We start from the raw sequence: 17,626 nt of genomic DNA, 5'->3' as shown, positions 1-17,626 counted from the left end.
ATCGGCCGCCCTCCACCTCCGCGTTGCTTCATGCTCCGAATCCTTCTGCGCTCTCTCGGCCGTCTGCTGCTGAGCTTCGCCGTGCTGTTGTCCGCCGCCTGGGCCTGCGCGGCCCTCTGGTACCAGCTGCCGGTGGCGACACCCGTCAAGGTCGGCGCGATGGTGCTGTGGGGCCTCTTCGGCCTGGCGGCGATCGTGCTCGTGTGGCGCGGCAAGGCGGCCCGCCCGCTGCTGTCGTACGCCATCGGCTTCGCCATGCTGCTCGGCTGGTGGAACACCATCGAGCCTTCGCAGAACCGCGAGTGGGCCGACGATGTGGCGCGCCACCTGAAGCCGCGCGTCGAGGGCAACGTGGTCACGATGGAGAACGTGCGCAACTTCGACTGGCGCAGCAACACCGACTACACCGTGCGCTGGGACACGCGCCGCTACGACCTCGACCGCCTGCGCTCGGTCGACGTGTCGCTGTCGTACTGGACCGGCCCGGCCATCGCTCACACGCTGGTGTCCTTCGGCTTCGACGACGGCCAGTACGTCACCTTCTCCATCGAAATCCGCAAGGAACGCGGCGAGAGCTTCTCGTCCATCGGCGGCTTCTTCAAGCAGTTCGAGAACAGCCTGGTGGCCGCCGACGAGCACGACATCCTGCGTGTGCGCACCAACGTGCGCGGCGAAGACGTCTACATGTACCGCGTGCAGCTGCCGCAGGCCGAGATGCGCTCGCTGTTCCTCGGCTACGTGGGCGAGGCCGAAGCGCTGGCGCGCGCGCCGAGCTTCTACAACACGCTCACGGCCAACTGCACGACCATCGTCTACGACCTCGCCAAGCATGTCGTGCCCGGCCTGCCGATGGACTACCGCCTGCTGGCCTCGGGCTACCTGCCCGAATATTTGTACGACGTCGGCGGTCTCACGCCGGGCCAGCGCATGGACGCGCTGCGCGCCGCCGGCCGCATCACCGACCGGGCCATTGCCACGGACAAGCAGCCCGGCGTGAACTTCTCGCAGGTGATCCGCAAGGGCTTGCCGGGCGCCACGCCATGAGGCGCGTCGGCTTCCTCGCCCTTCTGCTGGCCTTGTCGCTGCTCACGGGCTGCGCCGGCGTCACCGTCGGCACGATCTCGCCGGCCGAGTACCTCGCGCAACGGCGCGGCGACGTGCTCACCACCGGCAAGCTCAGCAGCTCGGCACAAGAGGTGCTGCGCGTCATCGGTTCCGACGCCGACCAGTGCCGCAAGGACGGCCGAGCCTGCCGCCAGAACCTCGCCACCTCGGCCGGCCTGAGCGACGAGCAGCGCATGTCGGCGCTGTCCGAGGTGTGGCTGCAGCTCGCGCTGGCGGGCGGCGACGGCGGCTCGGCCGCACAGCCCATGGCGCCCGAGGCCATCGAAGCCTGGCTCGAAACCGCACGCCATGCCTACGCCTACCTGTTCTTCACCGCACGCAAGCCGCGCGACCGGGCCTTCGAAGACCGCCAGACGCAGGTGCGCGACTACTACAACTACGCGGTGCAGCGCGCCATCACCGGCCTGTTCAGCCGCTACCGCAAGGACGAGATGCCGCCGGACAGCATTCCGCAGGTGAGCGGCTGGCGCATCGACGCCGACCTGTCGGCGGTGCAGCTTGCGCCCGACGCGCCCCCGCCCAAAGAGCTGATTCCCGCCGCCTCGCTGACCTTCTCTGGCCTGCGCAACATCTACCGCCGCGACGGCTTCGGCGCCGAGCTGGTGGCCGCAGGCAGCGACCGCCCGACCGATGCCCAGGCCGAGGAAGACGCGCCGCCCTTCAGCGAAACGCCCTTCCCCGCCCTCACCGCGCTGCTGCAGTTCGACGGCGCCACCCTGCAGGACGTGCTGGCCACGCGCACGCTGCGCATCGCCGTGTTCGACCCCTACCGCACCAGCACGATCCAGCTGGCCGGCGAAGAGATTCCGCTGGCCGCCAACTTCACCTCGGGCTACGGCCTGTGGCTGGCCCGCTCCGACTTCGCGCTGCAGGCGCTGCGCAGCCTGTTCGGCGGCGCCGAGGGCCTGACCCGGCCGCACATCTACCTGATGCAGCCCTACGACCCGAAGCGCCGCACCATCGTCATGCTGCACGGCCTGGCCAGCAGCCCCGAGGCGTGGATCAACGTGGCGAACGAAGTGCTCGGCGACGAAACGCTGCGCCGCCGCTACCAGATCTGGCAGGTGTACTACCCGACCAACGCGCCGCTGCCGCTGAACAACCTCGCCATCCGCGAAGCCATCACGCAGACGCTGGCACATTTCGATCCGCAGGGCCGCGCCGAGGCGTCGCGCAACGTCACGCTTATCGGCCACAGCATGGGCGGCGTGCTCTCGCGCCTGCTGGTGTCGTCGTCGGGCGATGTGCTGTGGAACGCCCTGCGCGAGGGCTACCCGATGCCGGCCGCCCAGCGCCGCCGCATCGAGGAAGGGCTGGGGCCTTACTTGCGCTTCGAGCCGCTGCCCCAGGTCAGCGACGCCATCTTCATCGCGTCGCCGCACCGCGGCACCTCGTTCGCCAACAAGCGCATCTCGCGCTGGGTGGCCAACCTCATCACGCTGCCGGTGGCGATGCTGGGCCAGCTCAACGACCTGTCGCGCGAGTTGATGCGCGTAGCCCCGAGTTCGCAGGACATGGGCCCGCTGCGCATTCCCAACAGCATCGACAACCTCAGCGACCGCGACCCTTTCGTGCGCCTGTCGTCAGGGCTGCCGATGAACCCGAAGGTGCGCTACCACTCGATCATCGGCAACGACACGCCCGGCGTGGCGCAGGCCGATTCGAGCGACGGCATCGTGCCCTACGCCAGCGCGCACCTCGACGGCGCGGTGTCCGAGCTGGTGATTCCGTCGGCGCACAGCGTGCAGGAGAACCCGCTGGCGATCCTGGAGATCCGGCGGATTCTCAGGGAGCAGCTGCGCAGCTCGCCCGCAGGTGGCACGCAGGCGCGTTGATCTTTCGAAGGCGCAGTGGCGGCGGCTCCGCCACGCGCATGACAACCGATGGTGAGCCCGGCGCGATGCGCCACGCGACGGCGGTCAGCGCGAGGATGTGGCGGGCCCGTGCGGCCGGGGACGAAGAGACGACGGTGTGCAGCGGCATGGCGGACGGTTTCCCTGGATCGATGCCGCCGATTCTGCGAAGCGCCCGCGCCCTTGCCAACGACGGATTGCGAATGTGCTGATGCGTTTTGCATCGCATCCGCGCGCGCCCAAGGGTTGCGCCGCACCCCGTGCACTGACTACGATGGATGCGAAACCACCCAAGGAGCAAGTGCCATGTCGAACCATGTCTACAAGTCGCTCGAGCTGACCGGCTCGTCCCCCACGAGCATCGAAGATGCGGTGCAGACCGCCATCGCGAAGGCGCACGAGACGGTGCGCAACATCCAGTGGTTCACCGTCACCGAGACGCGCGGCCATGTGGTCGACGGCAAGATCGCGCACTGGCAGGTGACGGTGAAGATCGGCTTCACGCTCGAGTAGCCGCAACGCGGCCCTCGCCGCTAAGGCGCTCAGGCGCGCAGCGCCGACGTGCCTTCGTAGATATAGCGGCGTGACCACGGGAGCGTCGTAGCCGCCCTGCCCGCCTTGCGCCCCACGATCTGGTAGATCGCCACATCGTCGTTCTCGAAGGCATAGGCGCAGCCCGCGAGGTAGATGCGCCAGATGCGGAACTTCTCTTCGTCGACGAGCGCGCGCGCCTCGTCGGCATGGGCCTCGTAGGCGTCGCTCCAGTGGCGCAGTGTCTGCGCGTAGTGGCGGCGCAGGTTTTCCACGTCGAAGGCTTCGAGCCCGCCCTGCTGCATGGCCTGCAATGCGAGGCTGATGTGCGGCAGCTCGCCGTTGGGGAACACGTAGCGGTCGATGAAGTCGCCGCCGCCGTACGACACGCCGCCGCCTTCGGGGTCGGACGAGGTGATGCCGTGGTTCATGACGATGCCGTCGTCGGCCAGCAGCTCCTGCACGCGCTTGAAATACTCGGGCAGGTTCTTGCGGCCCACGTGCTCGAACATGCCGACGCTGGTGATGCGGTCGAACTGGCCCGTCACGTCGCGGTAGTCCTGCAGGCGGATTTCGATGCGGTCCTGCAGGCCGGCGGCCTTCACGCGTTCGGTCGCCAGGTCGAACTGGTTCTGCGACAGCGTGACGCCCACGCAGCGCGCGCCGAACTTCTGCGCCGCACGGATCACCAGCGCGCCCCAGCCGCAGCCGATGTCGAGCAGCGTCTGCCCCGGCTTGAGTTCGATCTTGGTGAGGATGTGGTCGATTTTTTTCAGCTGCGCGGTGGCCAGGTCTTCGTCGCCGTTCTCGAAATAGGCGCACGAATAGACCATGTTCGCGTCGAGCCAGAGTTGGTAGAACGCGTTCGACACGTCGTAGTGGTACTCGATGGATTTCTTGTCCGACGACTTGGTGTGCGCGAAGTAGCGCGCCATGTGCCGCAGCGCACCGCCTGGCTTGTCCATCGAGGTCCTGGCCAGGCCGTAGGCGATGTCGATCACGTCGCTGAGCTTGCCTTCGATGTCGATCTTGCTCTTGACGTAGGCCTCGCCCAGGTTGTCGAGCGTGGGCTGCAGCATCAGCGACAGCGCCGCGGGCGATTTCACGTGCAGCGTGACCGCCGGCCCGCTGAAGTCACCGAAGTCGTAGGACTGGCCGTCCCACAAGGTGAGCCGCGCGGGCAGGTTGGCCCGTGCGCGAACCGCGGCGCTCCACTGCGCCAGCTTCTTTTCCCAAAGCATGCATCTCTCCGAGTTGTTGAGTAGTTCCGCTTCCACAAGCGGATGGGTGCTGCAGCAACAAAACGATAGCGAGATTTTGCGAAATCTGCATTTCCACGACGACGCAAGAAATCGCGGCAAGTGCTAGTTTGGACGATTGGCCGGGCGGGCCCTGGGCCCTCTCAGAGCCCTCGCTCAGAGCCCTGCTACACGGCTCCCGGCTTGCGTTGCACCCAGGGCGCGGCGCGCTCCAGCTCGAAGGCCAGGCCGAACAGCATGGATTCGTTGCCCACGCGCGCCGCAAACTGGCTGCCGATGGGCAAGCCCGATGCACTCTGGCCGAGTGGCGCCGACATCGCGGGCGTGCCCGCCACGTTGTGGATCGGCGTGTACGACACGTAGGTCATGAGCCGCTCGAACATCTGCGAACCGGGCACGTTCGGCCCCAGGAAACCCAAGGGGGGCGGCTCTTCGTGAAGCACCGGTGTCAGCATCACATCGAAGCTCTGGAAGAAGGCGTCGAAGCGCCGCGAGAGTTCCGCGAAATACACACCGGCCTTCGCACCGGCATCGGCGGGTTGCCTGCGGAAATGCGCGCTGAGGTACAGCGTCCAGGGCTCCAGCACGTCTTCGGCTCGCAGGCCCTGCCTCTCGGCCATGCGCCGCATCTGATCGGCACCGCGGCTCCACGCCACCATGAAATGCGTGAAAAACGCCTCGCCGTCCACGGGCAGGCGCGCCGGTTCGACGTGGTGGCCGATGCTCGCGCAGAGCCTTGCGCTTTCTTCGAGCGCCGAACGAACTGAAGGCGCGGCTTGCTGCCCGAACACATTGGCGGTCGAGAAGCCGATCTTCAGGCGCCGTGCGCCCAGCGGTTCGAGCACCGGCGCGGGCTTCAGCGGTGCCTGCGCATCCTGTCGCTGGTTCCATGCGAACAGGCGCGCGCTGTCGCGCACAGAGCGGCTCACACAATGATCCACACCTGAATCGGTGGCGCGCGAGCCGACCATGCGGCTGCGGCTCGGCATGAGACCGAAAAGGCCGCAGCACGACGCGGGAATGCGGATCGAGCCGCCGCCATCGCTGGCATGCGCGATCGGCACCATGCCCGAGGCCACCGCGACGGCGGCACCGCCCGACGAGCCGCCGGAGGAACGCGCCGCGTCCCACGGATTGCGCGAAGGCCCGAACAGCACCGGTTCGGTGGAGCCGTTGAGCGCGAACTCCGGCGTGTTCGTCTTACCCAGGATCACGAGGCCTGCCGCCGTCGAGCGCGCAACGATCGCGCTGGTGTCCTGCGAGATGTTGCGCGCCAGCAGCCGCGAGCCCGAGGTGCGGCGCGTGCCCTGCAGGTCCAGCATGTCCTTGATGGCGTAGGGCACGCCCCGGAATGGTCCTGCCGGCAGCGGTGTGCGAACCTCGCCGCGCGCACGCTCGTACAGCGGCGTCACGATGGCGTTGAGCCTGGGGTTGAGCGCCTCGATGCGCGCGATCGCTGCTTCGAGCAGTTCGCCGGGCGTGACCTCGCGGCGCTGCACCAGTTCGGCCTGCGCGGTGGCGTCCAGGCCTGCGAAGTCGTCGCGGCGCGCGGCCGTCGGGCGCTCGAAGGCGGCGCAGCCGGCCAGGGCGATGCCGCCGAGGCTGGCGCCGGCGCTTGAAAGAAGTTGACGTCTGTCCACGGTGAATGCGCTCCTGATGAATGGAGCCGCATTGTTTTTCGCGGCCTGCATCCGAAGCTTGTATCTGTGCGCCACGGGCCGTCACTAGAATCCCGGCCACCTTCCCCAAGACCATGACGCACTGGAAAAGCTATCACCTGCTCGGCGAATCCTTTGCCGACACGGACGATGCCCCGGCCTCGCTGTTCCGTTGGGCGGTCGAGCGCGTGGTCGATGGCCTCACCGATCACGATGTCTATTCGCAGACCGTGGCGAAGGCCGCCACGCGGCAAGGTGCCATGCAGCGCGCGGAGCGGCGCATGCTGCAGCTCCTGGCCCTCGATGCGAACCCCGTCGCAGAGCTGATGCGCACGGCCCACGATGCATCCGCTTTCCAGATGCGATGGAACGGCTTCAACCGCATGGCGCCGCTGGGCGTGGAAACGCGGGTCTCCTGCGATGCCGGTCTTCGCCTGCAACGCGAGACGCGCGCTGCAGGGCTGCAAGACGAAATGCGCGAGCAGGCGGGCGCAATCTGCGTGTCGCACCTCATGGCCGAAGACAGCCCGCTGCGCCAGCGCAACGAAGAAATCAGGCCGCTCGCACGCCACTTCGGCGAACTCGGCTATGCGAACGCCGCGTTGCGAGACAGCGTCGACAGCCTGTATGCCGACCCCTTCGCCGAGCTGGACCAATGTGCCGATGCGGTAGGCGCTTCACGCCGCACGCTGCAGCGCGCTTTCACGCAGGCCGGCCTGAGCTTTCGCCTGCTGCGCCAGGCCGTGCGCCTGACGCTCGCAAGCCATGCGATGTGCAGCACGAGCGGCGAATCGCTCACCGCCATCGCGCATGCCTCGGGCTTCTTCGATTCGGCGCACCTGGTGCGCGCGTGGAAGCAATCCTGCGGCCTCACGCCTTCGCAGTACCGCTCGCTCTGCTGAACGTGCCGTTGCTCAGGGTGCGGCGGCCGCTTCCCTCATGCGGCTTCCATCGACGCCGCACCCAACGCGTCGTTGCCGGCCTCGCCGAGCCAGCGGCGCTTGTCGCGCAGCGGCGGCGCGCCGAACATGCGGCCGTATTCGCGTGCGAACTGCGACGGGCTTTCGTAGCCCACGTTGTGCGCGGCGCTCGCCACGTCGGTGCCGGCGATCAGCATCTGGCGGCGCGCCTCCTGCAGACGCAGTTGCTTCTGATACTGCAACGGGCTCATTGCCGTCACGGCCTTGAAGTGATGGTGGAACGACGACACGCTCATGTGCACCGCGCGCGCCATGTCTTCCACGCGCAGCGACTGCGCGTAGTTCGTGCGCAGTGCGCTGATGGCTTTGGCGATGCGCTGCGTGTGGCTGTCGTGCAGCGCAATCTGGCGCAGCCGCGCACCCTCGCCGTTCACCAGCAGGCGGTACATGATCTCGCGCTTGATGAGCGGCGCCATGATCGGAATGTCTTCGGGCGTGTCGAGCAGCCGCAGCAGGCGCAGCACGGGTTCCAGCACCGGCATGGCGATGCGGTTGACGTACATGCCGCGCGAGGCCGGGGCGTTGGCCTTGGCCGGCAGTTTTTCGTCGCCGATGAGGTCGCCGATCTCGTCGACCGCCAGCTCCAGCCGCACGCCCAGGTAGGGCTCCTTCTCGCTGGTCACGCACACCTGGCCGCACACCGGCAGGTCGACCGAGGTGACGAGGTAGTTCATGGGGTCGTACACGTAGATGTCGTCGCCCACGATGACCCGCTTGGAGCCCTGCGCAATGAGGCCCAGCGCCGGTGTGGCGAAGCCGTGCTTGGGGCCGTCGGGCTTGCTGATGCAGTGCACCTGCAGGCCGGGCACGGCGCATTCGACGGTGCCGTCCTGTCCGCGCGTGATGTGGCGGATGAGCTGCACCAGCTCTTCGCGGGCGGCATCGAGTTCGGGGTCCAGCGGCATCGGCATGGCGAGGACGGTGGCGGTGTCGGGGGTTTCGTCGGACATGGGTAGGCCTCTGACAAAAGGGACGCGGCCGCGGTAACGGCCATGGAGGATTGGGCTGCCCGCAGCTTAGCGCCGCGCCCTCGAATCTGCACGGGCCCGGCGCGAGGTCTGGAGAAATAGGCAAAGACTTTGCAGAAACACGCTCGCCCGCCGGGGGTTGCCGGCCGGATACTTTTTGGCAACCCCGGCACGCCTGACCGCCGGACGGCCCCTCCTCACGCAAAGGACCCCTTTCGATGCACTACCGCAAATTCGGCCGCACCGGCCTCCTGGTTTCCGAACTCTGCCTCGGCACGATGACCTTCGGCGGCGCGCCCGGCATCTGGGACCACATCGGCCAGCTGCAGCAAGGCGAGGCCGAAGGCCTCATCGGCCGCTCGCTCGATGCCGGCATCAACTTCATCGACACCGCCGACGTGTACTCCGACGGCCTGTCCGAGACCATCACCGGCCAGGCACTGAAGAACCTCAAGGTGCCGCGCGACCGCGTGGTGGTCGCGACCAAGGTGCTCGGCGAAACCGGCAGCAAGGGCGTGAACTCGGCCGGCGCCTCGCGCTATCACATCATGGACGGCGTGAAGGCCAGCCTGAAGCGGCTGCAGCTCGACCACATCGACCTCTACCAGATCCACGGCACCGACCCGCTCACGCCCATCGAGGAAACGGTGCGCGCGCTCGACGACCTCGTGCGCCAGGGCCACGTGCGCTACGTGGGCGTGTCGAACTGGGCCGCGTGGCAGATCGCCAAGGCGCTGGGCATTGCCGAGCGCGACCGGCTCGCGCGCTTCGAATCGCTGCAGGCGTACTACACCGTGGCCGGGCGCGACCTGGAGCGCGAGCTGGTGCCGATGCTGCGCAGCGAACAGCTCGGCCTGATGGTCTGGAGCCCGCTGGCCGGCGGCCTGCTGAGCGGCAAGGTCGACCGCCACACGGCCACCGCCGAAGGCAGCCGCCGCGCAAGCTTCGACTTTCCGCCGGTGAACGTGGAACGCGCCTACGACTGCATCGACCTCATGCGCCAGTTCGCCGAACCACGCGGCGTGTCGGTGGCGCAGATCGCGCTGGCCTGGCTGCTGCACCAGCCGGTCGTGACCAGCGTGATCGTCGGCGCCAAGCGCATCGACCAGTTGAACGACAACATTGCCGCGACCGACGTGCGGCTCACGGCCGACGAGCTCGCGGCCATCGACAAGGCCAGCGCGCTGGCGCCCGAGTACCCGGGCTGGATGCTCACGCGCCAGGGCGGCGTGCGCGCCCAGCGGCTGGCGGATTCAGGCCGTCGCGGCTGACACGCGCGGGGCCTCGGTGCGACGCGCGGCATGGGCCGCGCTCGCACGCAGCGCGCGCAGGTCGAGGTGTTCGGCGGCGCGTGCAGCCGAGGGTTCGGCCAGGTGCGGCACCACGCCCAGCAGTGGCGCACCGAGCCGGGCGCGCAGCGTCTGCAGGTTGCCTTCGGGCGAGAGCATCTGCGGCTCGACCACGCTCGCGACCCAGCCTGCGAGCACCAGCCCGCGCGCACGGATCGCCTCGGCGGTGAGCAGCGCGTGGTTGAGGCAGCCGAGCCGCAGCCCGACCACGAGGATCACGGGCAGGCCCAGCGCCACCGCGAGGTCGGCGGTGTCGAGGTCGTCGCCCAGCGGCACGCAGAAGCCGCCCACGCCTTCCACCACCACCGCATCGGCCTGCGCCGACAGCCGCTCGAAGGCATCGAGCAGCACGGGCAGCGATACACGCACGCCCTCTTCCCGCGCCGCCAGGTGCGGCGACATCGGCGCCTTCAGCACGTAGGGGCAGCGCCAGGCGAGCGGCGCGGCGACGTTGCCGGCCGCCTGCAGGCGCTCGACGTCTTCGTTGCGCCATTCGCCATCGATGGCATCGAGCCCCGCCGCCACCGGCTTCATGCCGACCGCACGCAGGCCCGAGGCGGCCAGCAGCGCGAGCATGGCGCTGCTCACCAGCGTCTTGCCGACGCCGGTGTCGGTGCCGGTGACGAACCAGCGGCGCTGTGCAGCCGCTGCCGCCGTCGTCATGCGGCCTCCGGCCGCGGTTCGGCCAGGGCCTCGCCCAGCGCACCGATGAGCCGTGCGACGTCGGCTTCGGTGTGGCTGGCCGACAGCGCGATGCGCAGGCGCGCGGTGCCCGCGGGCACGGTCGGCGGACGGATCGCTCCCACGCGCAGGCCGTGCGCGTCGAGCCGTTCCATCGTCTGCATGGCGCGCGCGTTGTCGCCCACGATGAGCGGCTGGATGGCGGTCGGCGAATCGGCCAGCCAGGCGCTGCCGTCGGCGGGCAGCACCTGCTTCAGACCGCTGCGCAGTTGGGTGATGCGGGCACGCAGCTGCGCGCGGCGGCGCATGCCCTCCTCGCCCTCGATGAGCGCCAGGCTGGTGAGCAGCGCATGCGCCACCGCCGGCGGTGCGGCCGTGGTGAAGATGTAGGGCCGCGCGCGCTGCACCAGGAAATCGATCACCGTGCGGTGCGCCGCCACGAAGGCGCCCGACACGCCGGCCGCCTTGCCCAGCGTGCCGATCAGCACCAACCGCTCGGAGCGCAGCGCCAGCGCCTGCAGCGCGCCGCGTCCGGTGGCGCCGAGCACGCCGAAGCCGTGCGCGTCGTCGATCACCAGCCAGGCGTCGTGTTGCTCGGCCAGCGCAAGCAGACCCGCCACCGGGGCGATGTCGCCGTCCATGCTGAAGACGGCGTCGCTCACGATGATCTTGACCGGCGCGTCGCAGGCGGCGAGCTGCGCATCGAGCGCCTGCAGGTCGCAGTGCGGGTAGCGCTCCACGCGGGCGCGGGCCAGCCGCGCGCCGTCGATCAGCGAGGCGTGGTTCAGCGTCTCCGAGAAGATCACCGCCTCGGCGTCGCCCAGCGCCGACAGCACCGCCAGGTTGGCCATGTAGCCGGTGCAGAAGAACAGGCTGCGCGCCTCGGGAATGTGCGGCGCCATCCATTCGCCCAGCCGCTCTTCGAGTTGCGCATGGGCGCGCGAGTGGCCCAGGATCAGGTGCGAGCCGCCGCTGCCCGTGCCGTAGCGCGCCGCGCCTTCGGCCAGCGCCTCGGCCAGCGCGGGGTGCGCGGCCAGGCCCAGGTAGTCGTTGCTGCTGAAGCCGAGCATGGTGCGCGGCGCCGTGGCGCCGGCCAGCGTGAGGATCTGCTCGGGCGCGCACGCGGTCTCGGCGATCTGTCGGCGGCGGCGCAGCGAGCGCGCATCGAGCGCGGTGATCTCGTCCTGCAGGCGTTCAAGCAAGCGCAGCATCGCGGGCTCCTTCTTCGGCAACGGGGCCGGATGCGGTGGTGACGGCTTTCAGCGTCGCGAGCGTGCCGTCCACCAGTTGGTCGATTTCATCGTCGGCGATGGCATACGGCGGCATGAGGTACACGGTCGCGCCGATGGGCCGCATCAGCAGGCCATGGTTGCGCGCCGCGAGGTGGAAGCGCTCGGCGAAGCGCGGGCCGGGCGCGCGCACGTCGAAGGCCGTGATCATTCCGCGCTGGCGCAGGTGATCAACGGCTTGGTCGGCCAGCCCCTCGCGCAGGCGGGCGAACAGGCGCGCGGACCGCGAGCGATTGCGGTTCAGCGCGTCTTCTTGGTCGAACAGGTCGAGCGTGGCGAGCGCCGCGCGACAGGCCAGCGCGTTGCCGGTGTAGGAATGCGAATGCAGGAAGCTGCGCGCGGCGTCGTCGTCGACGAAGCCCTGGTAGATGGCGTCGCGCGTCATCACCAGCGCCAGCGGCAGGTAGCCGCCGCTGATGCCTTTCGACAGGCACAGGAAGTCGGGCCAGATGCCGGCCTGCTCGCATGCGAAGAAAGTGCCGGTGCGCCCGCAGCCGACCGCGATCTCGTCGGCGATCAGGTGCACGCCGAAGCAGTCGCACAGCGCGCGCAGGCGGCGCAGGTAGGCGGGGTCGTGCATCGCCATGCCGGTGGCGCACTGCACCAGCGGCTCGACGATCACGGCGGCGATGCTGTCGTGCTGCGCGGCCAGCAGCGCCTTGAGCTCGTCGGCCGCGCGATTCGCCACGGCGGCGGCGTCTTCGCCGGGCCGTGCAGCGCGCGCGTCGGGCGAGGCCACGAGGTGCGCGCTGGCGAGCAGCGGCGCATAGGCGTCGCGGAACACGGGCACGTCGGTGACGTGCAGCGCACCCAGCGTCTCGCCGTGGTAGCCACCGCGCAGCGCGACGAAGCGGCGCTTGTCGGCGCGGCCCGCGTTGCGCCAGGCGTGAAAGCTCATCTTCAGCGCGATCTCCACGGCCGAGGCGCCGTCGGAGGCATAGAAGCAATGGCCCAGCGCATGGCCCGTGAGCGCCGCCAGCCGCTCGGCCAGCTCGACTGCGGGCGCGTGCGTGCAGCCGGCCAGCATCACGTGCGGCAGCGTGTCGAGCTGCGCCTTGAGCGCAGCATTGATCGCCGGGTGGGCGTGGCCGAACAGGTTGACCCACCACGAGCTGGTGGCGTCGAGGTAGCGCCGGCCCTCGTGGTCGGTCAGCCAGACGCCCTCGCCGCGCGCGATGGGCAGCGGCGGCGCGACCTCGAGACGGATGCTCTGGGTGCAGGGGTGCCAGACGTGTTGGCGGCTGCGTTGTTGCCAGCCGGCATTGGCGTTCGGAGAAGCAGTGGTCGTTGGGGGCACCCGCGCATTCCTTTCTTGTTCGAAAAAAGCATTACCCATCGCGAGAAACGAGGGCAAAGGCGCGGGATCGTATCGACGGAAAGACGGTGCGGCAAACGCGCTTCGGGCGGGTGTTTGCGGGGCGTGATGAGGGAGGTTTGGGCGACGTTGTGCGGCGTAGCGCGGCCGTTCGTCGCAACGATGGGGGCTTCAGCGTGGTCGCACCAGCCCCGCTCGCAGAGGCGCTCCCGCAAGTTGTCCGGCTGCCGCCAAAGATAGCGAGCGAATGTCCGGTTCTCGGGGTGCGAACAGGCCAGTCCATGCTTTTCGGACACGGCCGTGGCCGATTCCAGCGGGCCGTTCAGCCGCTGCTCTTTTTCACCAGCGCGGCGATGTACGCATCCATCGACACGGCCCCGCGCTTCGGCGCATGCGCCGGCTCGTAGGCCTCTTCGAGCGTGAGCCGCGTCATGGCGACATAGGACTTCGCCGCCGGTTCCGAAAAGCCCATCGAGCGGAAGGCCTGCTCCCACTGCGCAGGCGGCGTCTGCACGGCTTCGACCGGCCGGCCCAGCGCTGCGGCAAAGGCGGCGGCCACATCGGCCGGCGAGTAAGGCGCTGGTCCTTCGACGTGATGCAGCCCCGAGGCTTCGGGCGGCGCCAGCATGAGCTTGGCCGCGGCCTCGCCGATGTCGTGCGGCGCCACCATCGGCAGCTTGAAGTCGGGCGGGTACATGCTGTGCACCTTGCCCTCGGTGCGCGCGGTCTCCAACGAGGCGTCCCAGTTGCTCATGTAGTAGGCCGCGCGCTGCACGCTGAGCGGCACGGGGCCGGCGGCCAGCGCCTGCTCCATGTCGTACAGCACGCCCAGGTCGCCGATGCCCTCGCCGGGCTGCGCGCCGTAGGTCGAGGCGGCGACGATCTTCTCGAGCTTGCAGCCTTCGATCGCGGCCAGGATGGCGCGCAGGCTGCGGTGTTCCTCGGCCACGGTGTCGGTCGATGGCGCGGCCGGCGGGTTGAGCACGAAGAGCCGCGTGCCGCCGGCGATCACGCGGTGCAGCGCAGCCGTGTCGAAGATGTCGACCTCCGCCACGCGTGCGCCCTTGTTCTGCTGCGCCTGGGTCTTGCGGGCGTCGCGCGTGACCAGCGTGACGGGTTGGTTCTGCGCGAGCAACGCCTGAACCAGCGCCGAGCCGACATGGCCCGTCGCGCCAAGAATGATGTGCATGGGAGCCCTTGTTTCTTGTCAGCTGCGCTTCTCGGCGTTGCGCTTGCGTGTGGCGGCGCCCTTCTTCGCGGACGCGGAGCGTTCGGCGGCGGTGCGGTTCGCCGCTGCCGCGCCGCCGAGGCGGCCGCCCTTGCGCGACGGCCCGTGGTGCTCGGCCTTGCCGCGCCCCGAGCCGCTCTTCTTGCCGCCGCCGGTTTCGGCGTTCACCGTGGCCCAAGCGCGGCGCTCGGCCTCGCCCTTGGCCACGCCGCGGTGCTCGTAGCCTTCCTCGATGTGCTCGGCCTTGCGTTTCTGCTTGTCCGTGTAGGACGACTTGTCGCCTCTTGGCATGTCGTGCTCCTTCGATCAAAGGGATGAAAGAAGCCTTCATGCTGGCCGCCTGTGCGGGGCCGTGGGTCGGAGGAGACAGGCGCTGCGCGTCAGCGCAGTCTGTCGTGCGAGCGGGTTCGCAAGGTGATCGAGTAGCGCAGCGCCTCGGTCGGCGCAATGGCGTGCTGCCACGCCCAGCGCGCCGGTCCGCGCAGCAGGTAGACGGAGCGCGGCTCGATGAGGAACTCGAGCGCCGCCGGCCCCGAGGCGGGCGCGCCGGGCACGTAGGGCCGGAACTGCATCACCGCGTCGCCGTGCAGCGAGACGCCGACGATGTCCTCGAAATCGGGCACGTCGCGGTGCCAGCCCAGCGGCGTGCCGGGGCGGTACTCGGCGATCAGCAGGTGCGTGAGGTCTTCGGGCGCGACGCCGGCCCAGGCCGCTGCCTTGGCCCGCAGCGGATGCAGCACCTTGGGCAGCGGCGCGCCGGGCTTGAGGCGGTTCGTGTCGAAGTCATAGCTGCCGCCGAAGCTGGTGCCGCGCCGGCGCGCGGTGTATTCCTTGTAGCGCATCTCCTCGAGCGGCAGGCCTTGCACGATGCGCAACAGGTCGGACTCTTCGTCGCGCGACAGGAACTCGCTGTCGTAGCGCAGGCCCTCGATGGCTGCGACGGGCGCCTCGCCGAACAGGTCGGGCTGGCCGGCGTGTTCAAGGCGTCGGGTGGCGCGCATCGTTTTCGGTTTCCCCGGCCAGTTGCACATGCCACCAGCTCGGCAGCAGCTCGCGGATCTCGGCGCGCGCAAAGCGGTCGTCGAGCAGGTGCAGCACGCCCGTGTCGGCCTCGGTGCGGATCACGCGGCCCGCGGCCTGCACCACCTTCTGCAGACCGGGGTAGAGGTAGGTGTACTCGTAGCCCTTGCCGAAGCGCGACTGCATGCGTTCGCGCGTGATCTCGTTGAGTTCGTTGTACTGGGGCAGCCCCAGGCTCGCGACGAAAGCGCCGATGAGCCGGCTGCCCGGCAGGTCGATGCCCTCGCCGAACGCGCCGCCGAGCACGGCGAAACCGATGCCCTGCCCGCCCTCCTCGAAGCGCGCGACGAAGCCGTGGCGGTCGGACTCGCGCATGCCGCGCGTCTGCGCCCACACGGGCACGCCGGGGTGGCGCAGCGAGAACGCGGCGCAGGCCTTGTCGAGGTAGTCGAAGCTGCTGAAGAAGGCCAGGTAGTTGCCGGGCAGGCGCTCGAACTGCGCGCCGATGATGTCCGCCACATGGCGCAGCGAACCGGCGCGGTCGCGAAAGCGCGTGGAGACGCCGGTCGCCACCTCGACGCGCAGTTGCCGGCTGCTGAACGGCGACGCCACGTCGAGCAGCGCCGTGTCTTCAGGCAGGCCGAGCGCGTCGCGGTAGAACGCGAACGGCGACAGCGTGCCCGAGAAGCAGGTGACCGACACCGCATCGGCGAAGCGGCCTTCCAGAAACGGCCCGGGCACGAGGTTGCGGATGGCCAGGCCGCGCTGTTCCTGCGTGGCCCCCAGGGTGCGCTCGAACACCGAGTGGTCGTCGAAGACCTCGGCCAGCCGCGCGAAGTGCAGCGCGTCGAAAAAGAAGCGCTGCAGCGGCCCCTGCGCGGCCTCCGGCGTGGCGGCGAAGTGCTCGGCCATCGCGGTGTTGGCGGCCTGCAGCGTGCGCAAAAAGCGCTCGGGGATCTCGTCGGCGGTGTCGTAGTCGGCCGTCTGCGCCTGCTGCAGCGTGTCCCATTCGCGGAACAGCCGCGCGAGCGGGCCGCGCACGGCGGCCGGCGCGGCGCGGTGCGCTTCTTCGAGGGCCGCGCCTTCGAGCTTCGCGGTGTACATGCCGCGCGCCCGCTCCAGCAGGTTGTGCGCCTCGTCGACCAGCACGGCGACGCGCCAGTTGGCGTCTTTCATGCTGGCGAACAGGAAGGCGCTGCTGTCGAAGTAGTAGTTGTAGTCGCCGACGATGACGTCGCTCCAGTGCGTCATTTCCTGCGCGAGGAAATAGGGGCACACCTCGTGCGCGAGCGCGACTTGGCGCAGGGCCTCGCGGTCGAGCCAGCCGGCTTGCGCAGCCTCGGCGCGCGCGGCGGGCAGCCGGTCGTAGAAGCCGCGCGCCAGTGGGCAGGCCTCGCCGTGGCAGGCACGGTCGGGGTACTCGCAGACCTTCTCGCGGGCGGCCAGCTCGAGCACGCGCGGCCGGGCGCCGCCCTGCCCCAGCACCCGCAAGGCGTCGAGCGCGACGGGTCGGCCGGAGGTCTTGGCGGTGAGGAAGAACACCTTGTCGACCCGGTGCGCCGCGCGCGCCTTGAGCAGCGGGAACAGCGTGGCCAGCGTCTTGCCGATGCCCGTGGGCGCCTGCGCCAGCAGGCATCGCGCACCGACCGCCGCGCGGTAGACCGCCTCGGCGAGTTCGCGCTGGCCGGTGCGGAAGGCGGCGTGGGGAAATTCGAGCCGCGCCAGCGCGGCGTCGAGCGCGCCGCGATGCGCGGCCTCGCGCTGCGCCCAGTCGTTGTAGCAGGCGCACAGGGTCTCGAAGTGCGTGCGCAGGGTGTCGCGCGTGTGCTGCTCCTCGAGCACGGTTTCATCGCCGCTGGCCAGGTCGAGGTAGACCAATGCGACGGTCAGGCTGTCGTGCCCTTCCTGTTCGCAGAGCATCCAGCCGTAGCAGCGCGCCTGTGCCCAGTGCAAGGCGCGGTGGTTGGCGCGGATGGCGTCGAAGTCGCCGCGGAAGGTCTTGATTTCTTCCACCCGCGCCTGCGAAGGGTCGTAGCCGTCGGCCCGGCCGCGCACGCGCAGGGGGCCGCAAGTGGTGTCCAGCGGCACCTCGCTGCGATAGTCGCCGCCGCGCCGGGCCTGCACCAGCGCGTGGCCGGCCATGCCTTCGAGCGCGCTGGGCGCGGGCACGAAGCGCAGGTCGAGGTCGCCCGCCTTGGCGCCGAACGCGCACAAGGCCTTGACGGACACGACGTGCGCCGCCGAGACGGTGGCAGACGCGGCGGGAGACTGGGTTTGGGGTTCGGAAGGCATGCTGCCGATACTGGATGAAACCACAGTATAACGAGCACCGAATGCGGCAATACGTCACACAAATGGGTATCGGGGCTT

Annotated in this window: 15 protein-coding genes; 5 read left to right on the top strand and 10 right to left on the bottom strand. The window is 69.5% G+C overall.

Annotation, left to right across the window (positions count from 1 at the left end; genetic code table 11):
- Positions 1 to 30 precede the first annotated feature (30 nt).
- From RZE79_RS14730 to RZE79_RS14720, 3 genes are all read left to right on the top strand, one after another.
- Entirely contained in the window at positions 31 to 1,044 is a 1,014-nt protein-coding gene (locus tag RZE79_RS14730; protein ID WP_319360981.1) for a DUF4105 domain-containing protein, read from the top strand.
- A complete protein-coding gene (locus RZE79_RS14725) occupies positions 1,041 to 2,960 on the top strand; it encodes an alpha/beta fold hydrolase (protein ID WP_319360980.1) in 1,920 nt (639 codons plus the stop codon). Before RZE79_RS14730 ends, RZE79_RS14725 begins: the two co-directional genes overlap by 4 nt.
- Before the next feature lie 324 nt (positions 2,961 to 3,284).
- Positions 3,285 to 3,491: a dodecin gene (locus tag RZE79_RS14720; RefSeq protein WP_056581096.1), complete on the top strand. Its 207-nt coding sequence runs from the start codon at positions 3,285 to 3,287 to the stop codon at positions 3,489 to 3,491.
- Positions 3,492 to 3,520: 29 nt separating this feature from the next.
- On the opposite strand, the gene RZE79_RS14715 is transcribed toward RZE79_RS14720, so the two are convergent.
- Positions 3,521 to 4,750, bottom strand: coding sequence for a cyclopropane-fatty-acyl-phospholipid synthase family protein (locus RZE79_RS14715; protein WP_319360979.1), 1,230 nt, complete (start codon positions 4,748 to 4,750; stop codon positions 3,521 to 3,523).
- A 185-nt stretch (positions 4,751 to 4,935) separates the two neighbouring features.
- Positions 4,936 to 6,408 (bottom strand): amidase family protein, encoded by a 1,473-nt coding sequence (locus RZE79_RS14710; RefSeq protein WP_319360978.1) that lies wholly within the window; start codon positions 6,406 to 6,408, stop codon positions 4,936 to 4,938.
- 113 nt (positions 6,409 to 6,521) lie between these two features.
- Between RZE79_RS14710 and RZE79_RS14705 the strand changes: the two genes are divergently transcribed.
- Positions 6,522 to 7,328 (top strand): helix-turn-helix domain-containing protein, encoded by an 807-nt coding sequence (locus RZE79_RS14705; protein ID WP_319360977.1) that lies wholly within the window; start codon positions 6,522 to 6,524, stop codon positions 7,326 to 7,328.
- A gap of 35 nt (positions 7,329 to 7,363) precedes the next feature.
- Here the strand turns inward: RZE79_RS14705 and RZE79_RS14700 are convergent, their stop codons facing one another.
- Positions 7,364 to 8,356, bottom strand: a complete 993-nt coding sequence (locus RZE79_RS14700; protein ID WP_153284358.1) for an AraC family transcriptional regulator — start codon at positions 8,354 to 8,356, stop codon at positions 7,364 to 7,366.
- A gap of 236 nt (positions 8,357 to 8,592) precedes the next feature.
- Between RZE79_RS14700 and RZE79_RS14695 the strand changes: the two genes are divergently transcribed.
- Positions 8,593 to 9,645: an aldo/keto reductase gene (locus RZE79_RS14695; protein WP_319360976.1), complete on the top strand. Its 1,053-nt coding sequence runs from the start codon at positions 8,593 to 8,595 to the stop codon at positions 9,643 to 9,645.
- On the opposite strand, the gene bioD is transcribed toward RZE79_RS14695, so the two are convergent.
- From bioD to RZE79_RS14660, 7 genes are all read right to left on the bottom strand, one after another.
- Positions 9,628 to 10,386 (bottom strand): dethiobiotin synthase, encoded by a 759-nt coding sequence (bioD, locus tag RZE79_RS14690; RefSeq protein WP_319360975.1) that lies wholly within the window; start codon positions 10,384 to 10,386, stop codon positions 9,628 to 9,630. The two genes, RZE79_RS14695 and bioD, sit on opposite strands and share 18 nt — an antisense overlap.
- A complete protein-coding gene (gene bioF / locus RZE79_RS14685; RefSeq protein WP_319360974.1) occupies positions 10,383 to 11,615 on the bottom strand; it encodes an 8-amino-7-oxononanoate synthase in 1,233 nt (410 codons plus the stop codon). Before bioF ends, bioD begins: the two co-directional genes overlap by 4 nt.
- Complete coding sequence (locus RZE79_RS14680) at positions 11,599 to 13,029, bottom strand: adenosylmethionine--8-amino-7-oxononanoate transaminase (RefSeq protein WP_319360973.1); 1,431 nt, start codon at positions 13,027 to 13,029, stop codon at positions 11,599 to 11,601. The genes bioF and RZE79_RS14680 overlap by 17 nt, the downstream gene beginning before the upstream one ends.
- A 301-nt stretch (positions 13,030 to 13,330) precedes the next feature.
- The gene (locus RZE79_RS14675) at positions 13,331 to 14,197 is read right to left on the bottom strand and encodes an NmrA family NAD(P)-binding protein (protein WP_319360972.1); all 867 of its coding nucleotides are present in this window, start codon (positions 14,195 to 14,197) and stop codon (positions 13,331 to 13,333) included.
- Between the two features lie 18 nt (positions 14,198 to 14,215).
- On the bottom strand, positions 14,216 to 14,527 hold the full coding sequence (locus RZE79_RS14670) for a hypothetical protein (RefSeq protein ID WP_056581129.1): 312 nt from the start codon (positions 14,525 to 14,527) through the stop codon (positions 14,216 to 14,218).
- Between the two features lie 89 nt (positions 14,528 to 14,616).
- The gene (locus tag RZE79_RS14665; protein ID WP_319360971.1) at positions 14,617 to 15,237 is read right to left on the bottom strand and encodes an alpha-ketoglutarate-dependent dioxygenase AlkB; all 621 of its coding nucleotides are present in this window, start codon (positions 15,235 to 15,237) and stop codon (positions 14,617 to 14,619) included.
- Positions 15,215 to 17,548, bottom strand: a complete 2,334-nt coding sequence (locus tag RZE79_RS14660; protein ID WP_319360970.1) for an ATP-dependent DNA helicase — start codon at positions 17,546 to 17,548, stop codon at positions 15,215 to 15,217. Before RZE79_RS14660 ends, RZE79_RS14665 begins: the two co-directional genes overlap by 23 nt.
- Positions 17,549 to 17,626 lie beyond the last annotated feature (78 nt).

The sequence above is a fragment of the Variovorax sp. EBFNA2 genome, assembly GCF_033802765.1.
GTDB classification, from domain to species: domain Bacteria; phylum Pseudomonadota; class Gammaproteobacteria; order Burkholderiales; family Burkholderiaceae_C; genus Variovorax; species Variovorax paradoxus_H.
This window is presented reverse-complemented; position numbering and strand designations above follow the sequence as displayed.

Bases quoted from the DNA above. Each gene is read 5' to 3' on its own strand.
- RZE79_RS14680 (WP_319360973.1), bottom strand. From the start codon at position 13,029: ATGGGTAATGCTTTTTTCGAACAAGAAAGGAATGCGCGGGTGCCCCCA.
- RZE79_RS14675 (WP_319360972.1), bottom strand. From the start codon at position 14,197: ATGCACATCATTCTTGGCGCGACGGGCCATGTCGGCTCGGCGCTGGTT.
- RZE79_RS14705 (WP_319360977.1), top strand. From the start codon at position 6,522: ATGACGCACTGGAAAAGCTATCACCTGCTCGGCGAATCCTTTGCCGAC.
- RZE79_RS14700 (WP_153284358.1), bottom strand. From the start codon at position 8,356: ATGTCCGACGAAACCCCCGACACCGCCACCGTCCTCGCCATGCCGATG.
- bioF (WP_319360974.1), bottom strand. From the start codon at position 11,615: ATGCTGCGCTTGCTTGAACGCCTGCAGGACGAGATCACCGCGCTCGAT.
- RZE79_RS14730 (WP_319360981.1), top strand. From the start codon at position 31: ATGCTCCGAATCCTTCTGCGCTCTCTCGGCCGTCTGCTGCTGAGCTTC.
- bioD (WP_319360975.1), bottom strand. From the start codon at position 10,386: ATGACGACGGCGGCAGCGGCTGCACAGCGCCGCTGGTTCGTCACCGGC.
- RZE79_RS14670 (WP_056581129.1), bottom strand. From the start codon at position 14,527: ATGCCAAGAGGCGACAAGTCGTCCTACACGGACAAGCAGAAACGCAAG.
- RZE79_RS14695 (WP_319360976.1), top strand. From the start codon at position 8,593: ATGCACTACCGCAAATTCGGCCGCACCGGCCTCCTGGTTTCCGAACTC.
- RZE79_RS14725 (WP_319360980.1), top strand. From the start codon at position 1,041: ATGAGGCGCGTCGGCTTCCTCGCCCTTCTGCTGGCCTTGTCGCTGCTC.
- RZE79_RS14715 (WP_319360979.1), bottom strand. From the start codon at position 4,750: ATGCTTTGGGAAAAGAAGCTGGCGCAGTGGAGCGCCGCGGTTCGCGCA.
- RZE79_RS14665 (WP_319360971.1), bottom strand. From the start codon at position 15,237: ATGCGCGCCACCCGACGCCTTGAACACGCCGGCCAGCCCGACCTGTTC.
- RZE79_RS14720 (WP_056581096.1), top strand. From the start codon at position 3,285: ATGTCGAACCATGTCTACAAGTCGCTCGAGCTGACCGGCTCGTCCCCC.
- RZE79_RS14660 (WP_319360970.1), bottom strand. From the start codon at position 17,548: ATGCCTTCCGAACCCCAAACCCAGTCTCCCGCCGCGTCTGCCACCGTC.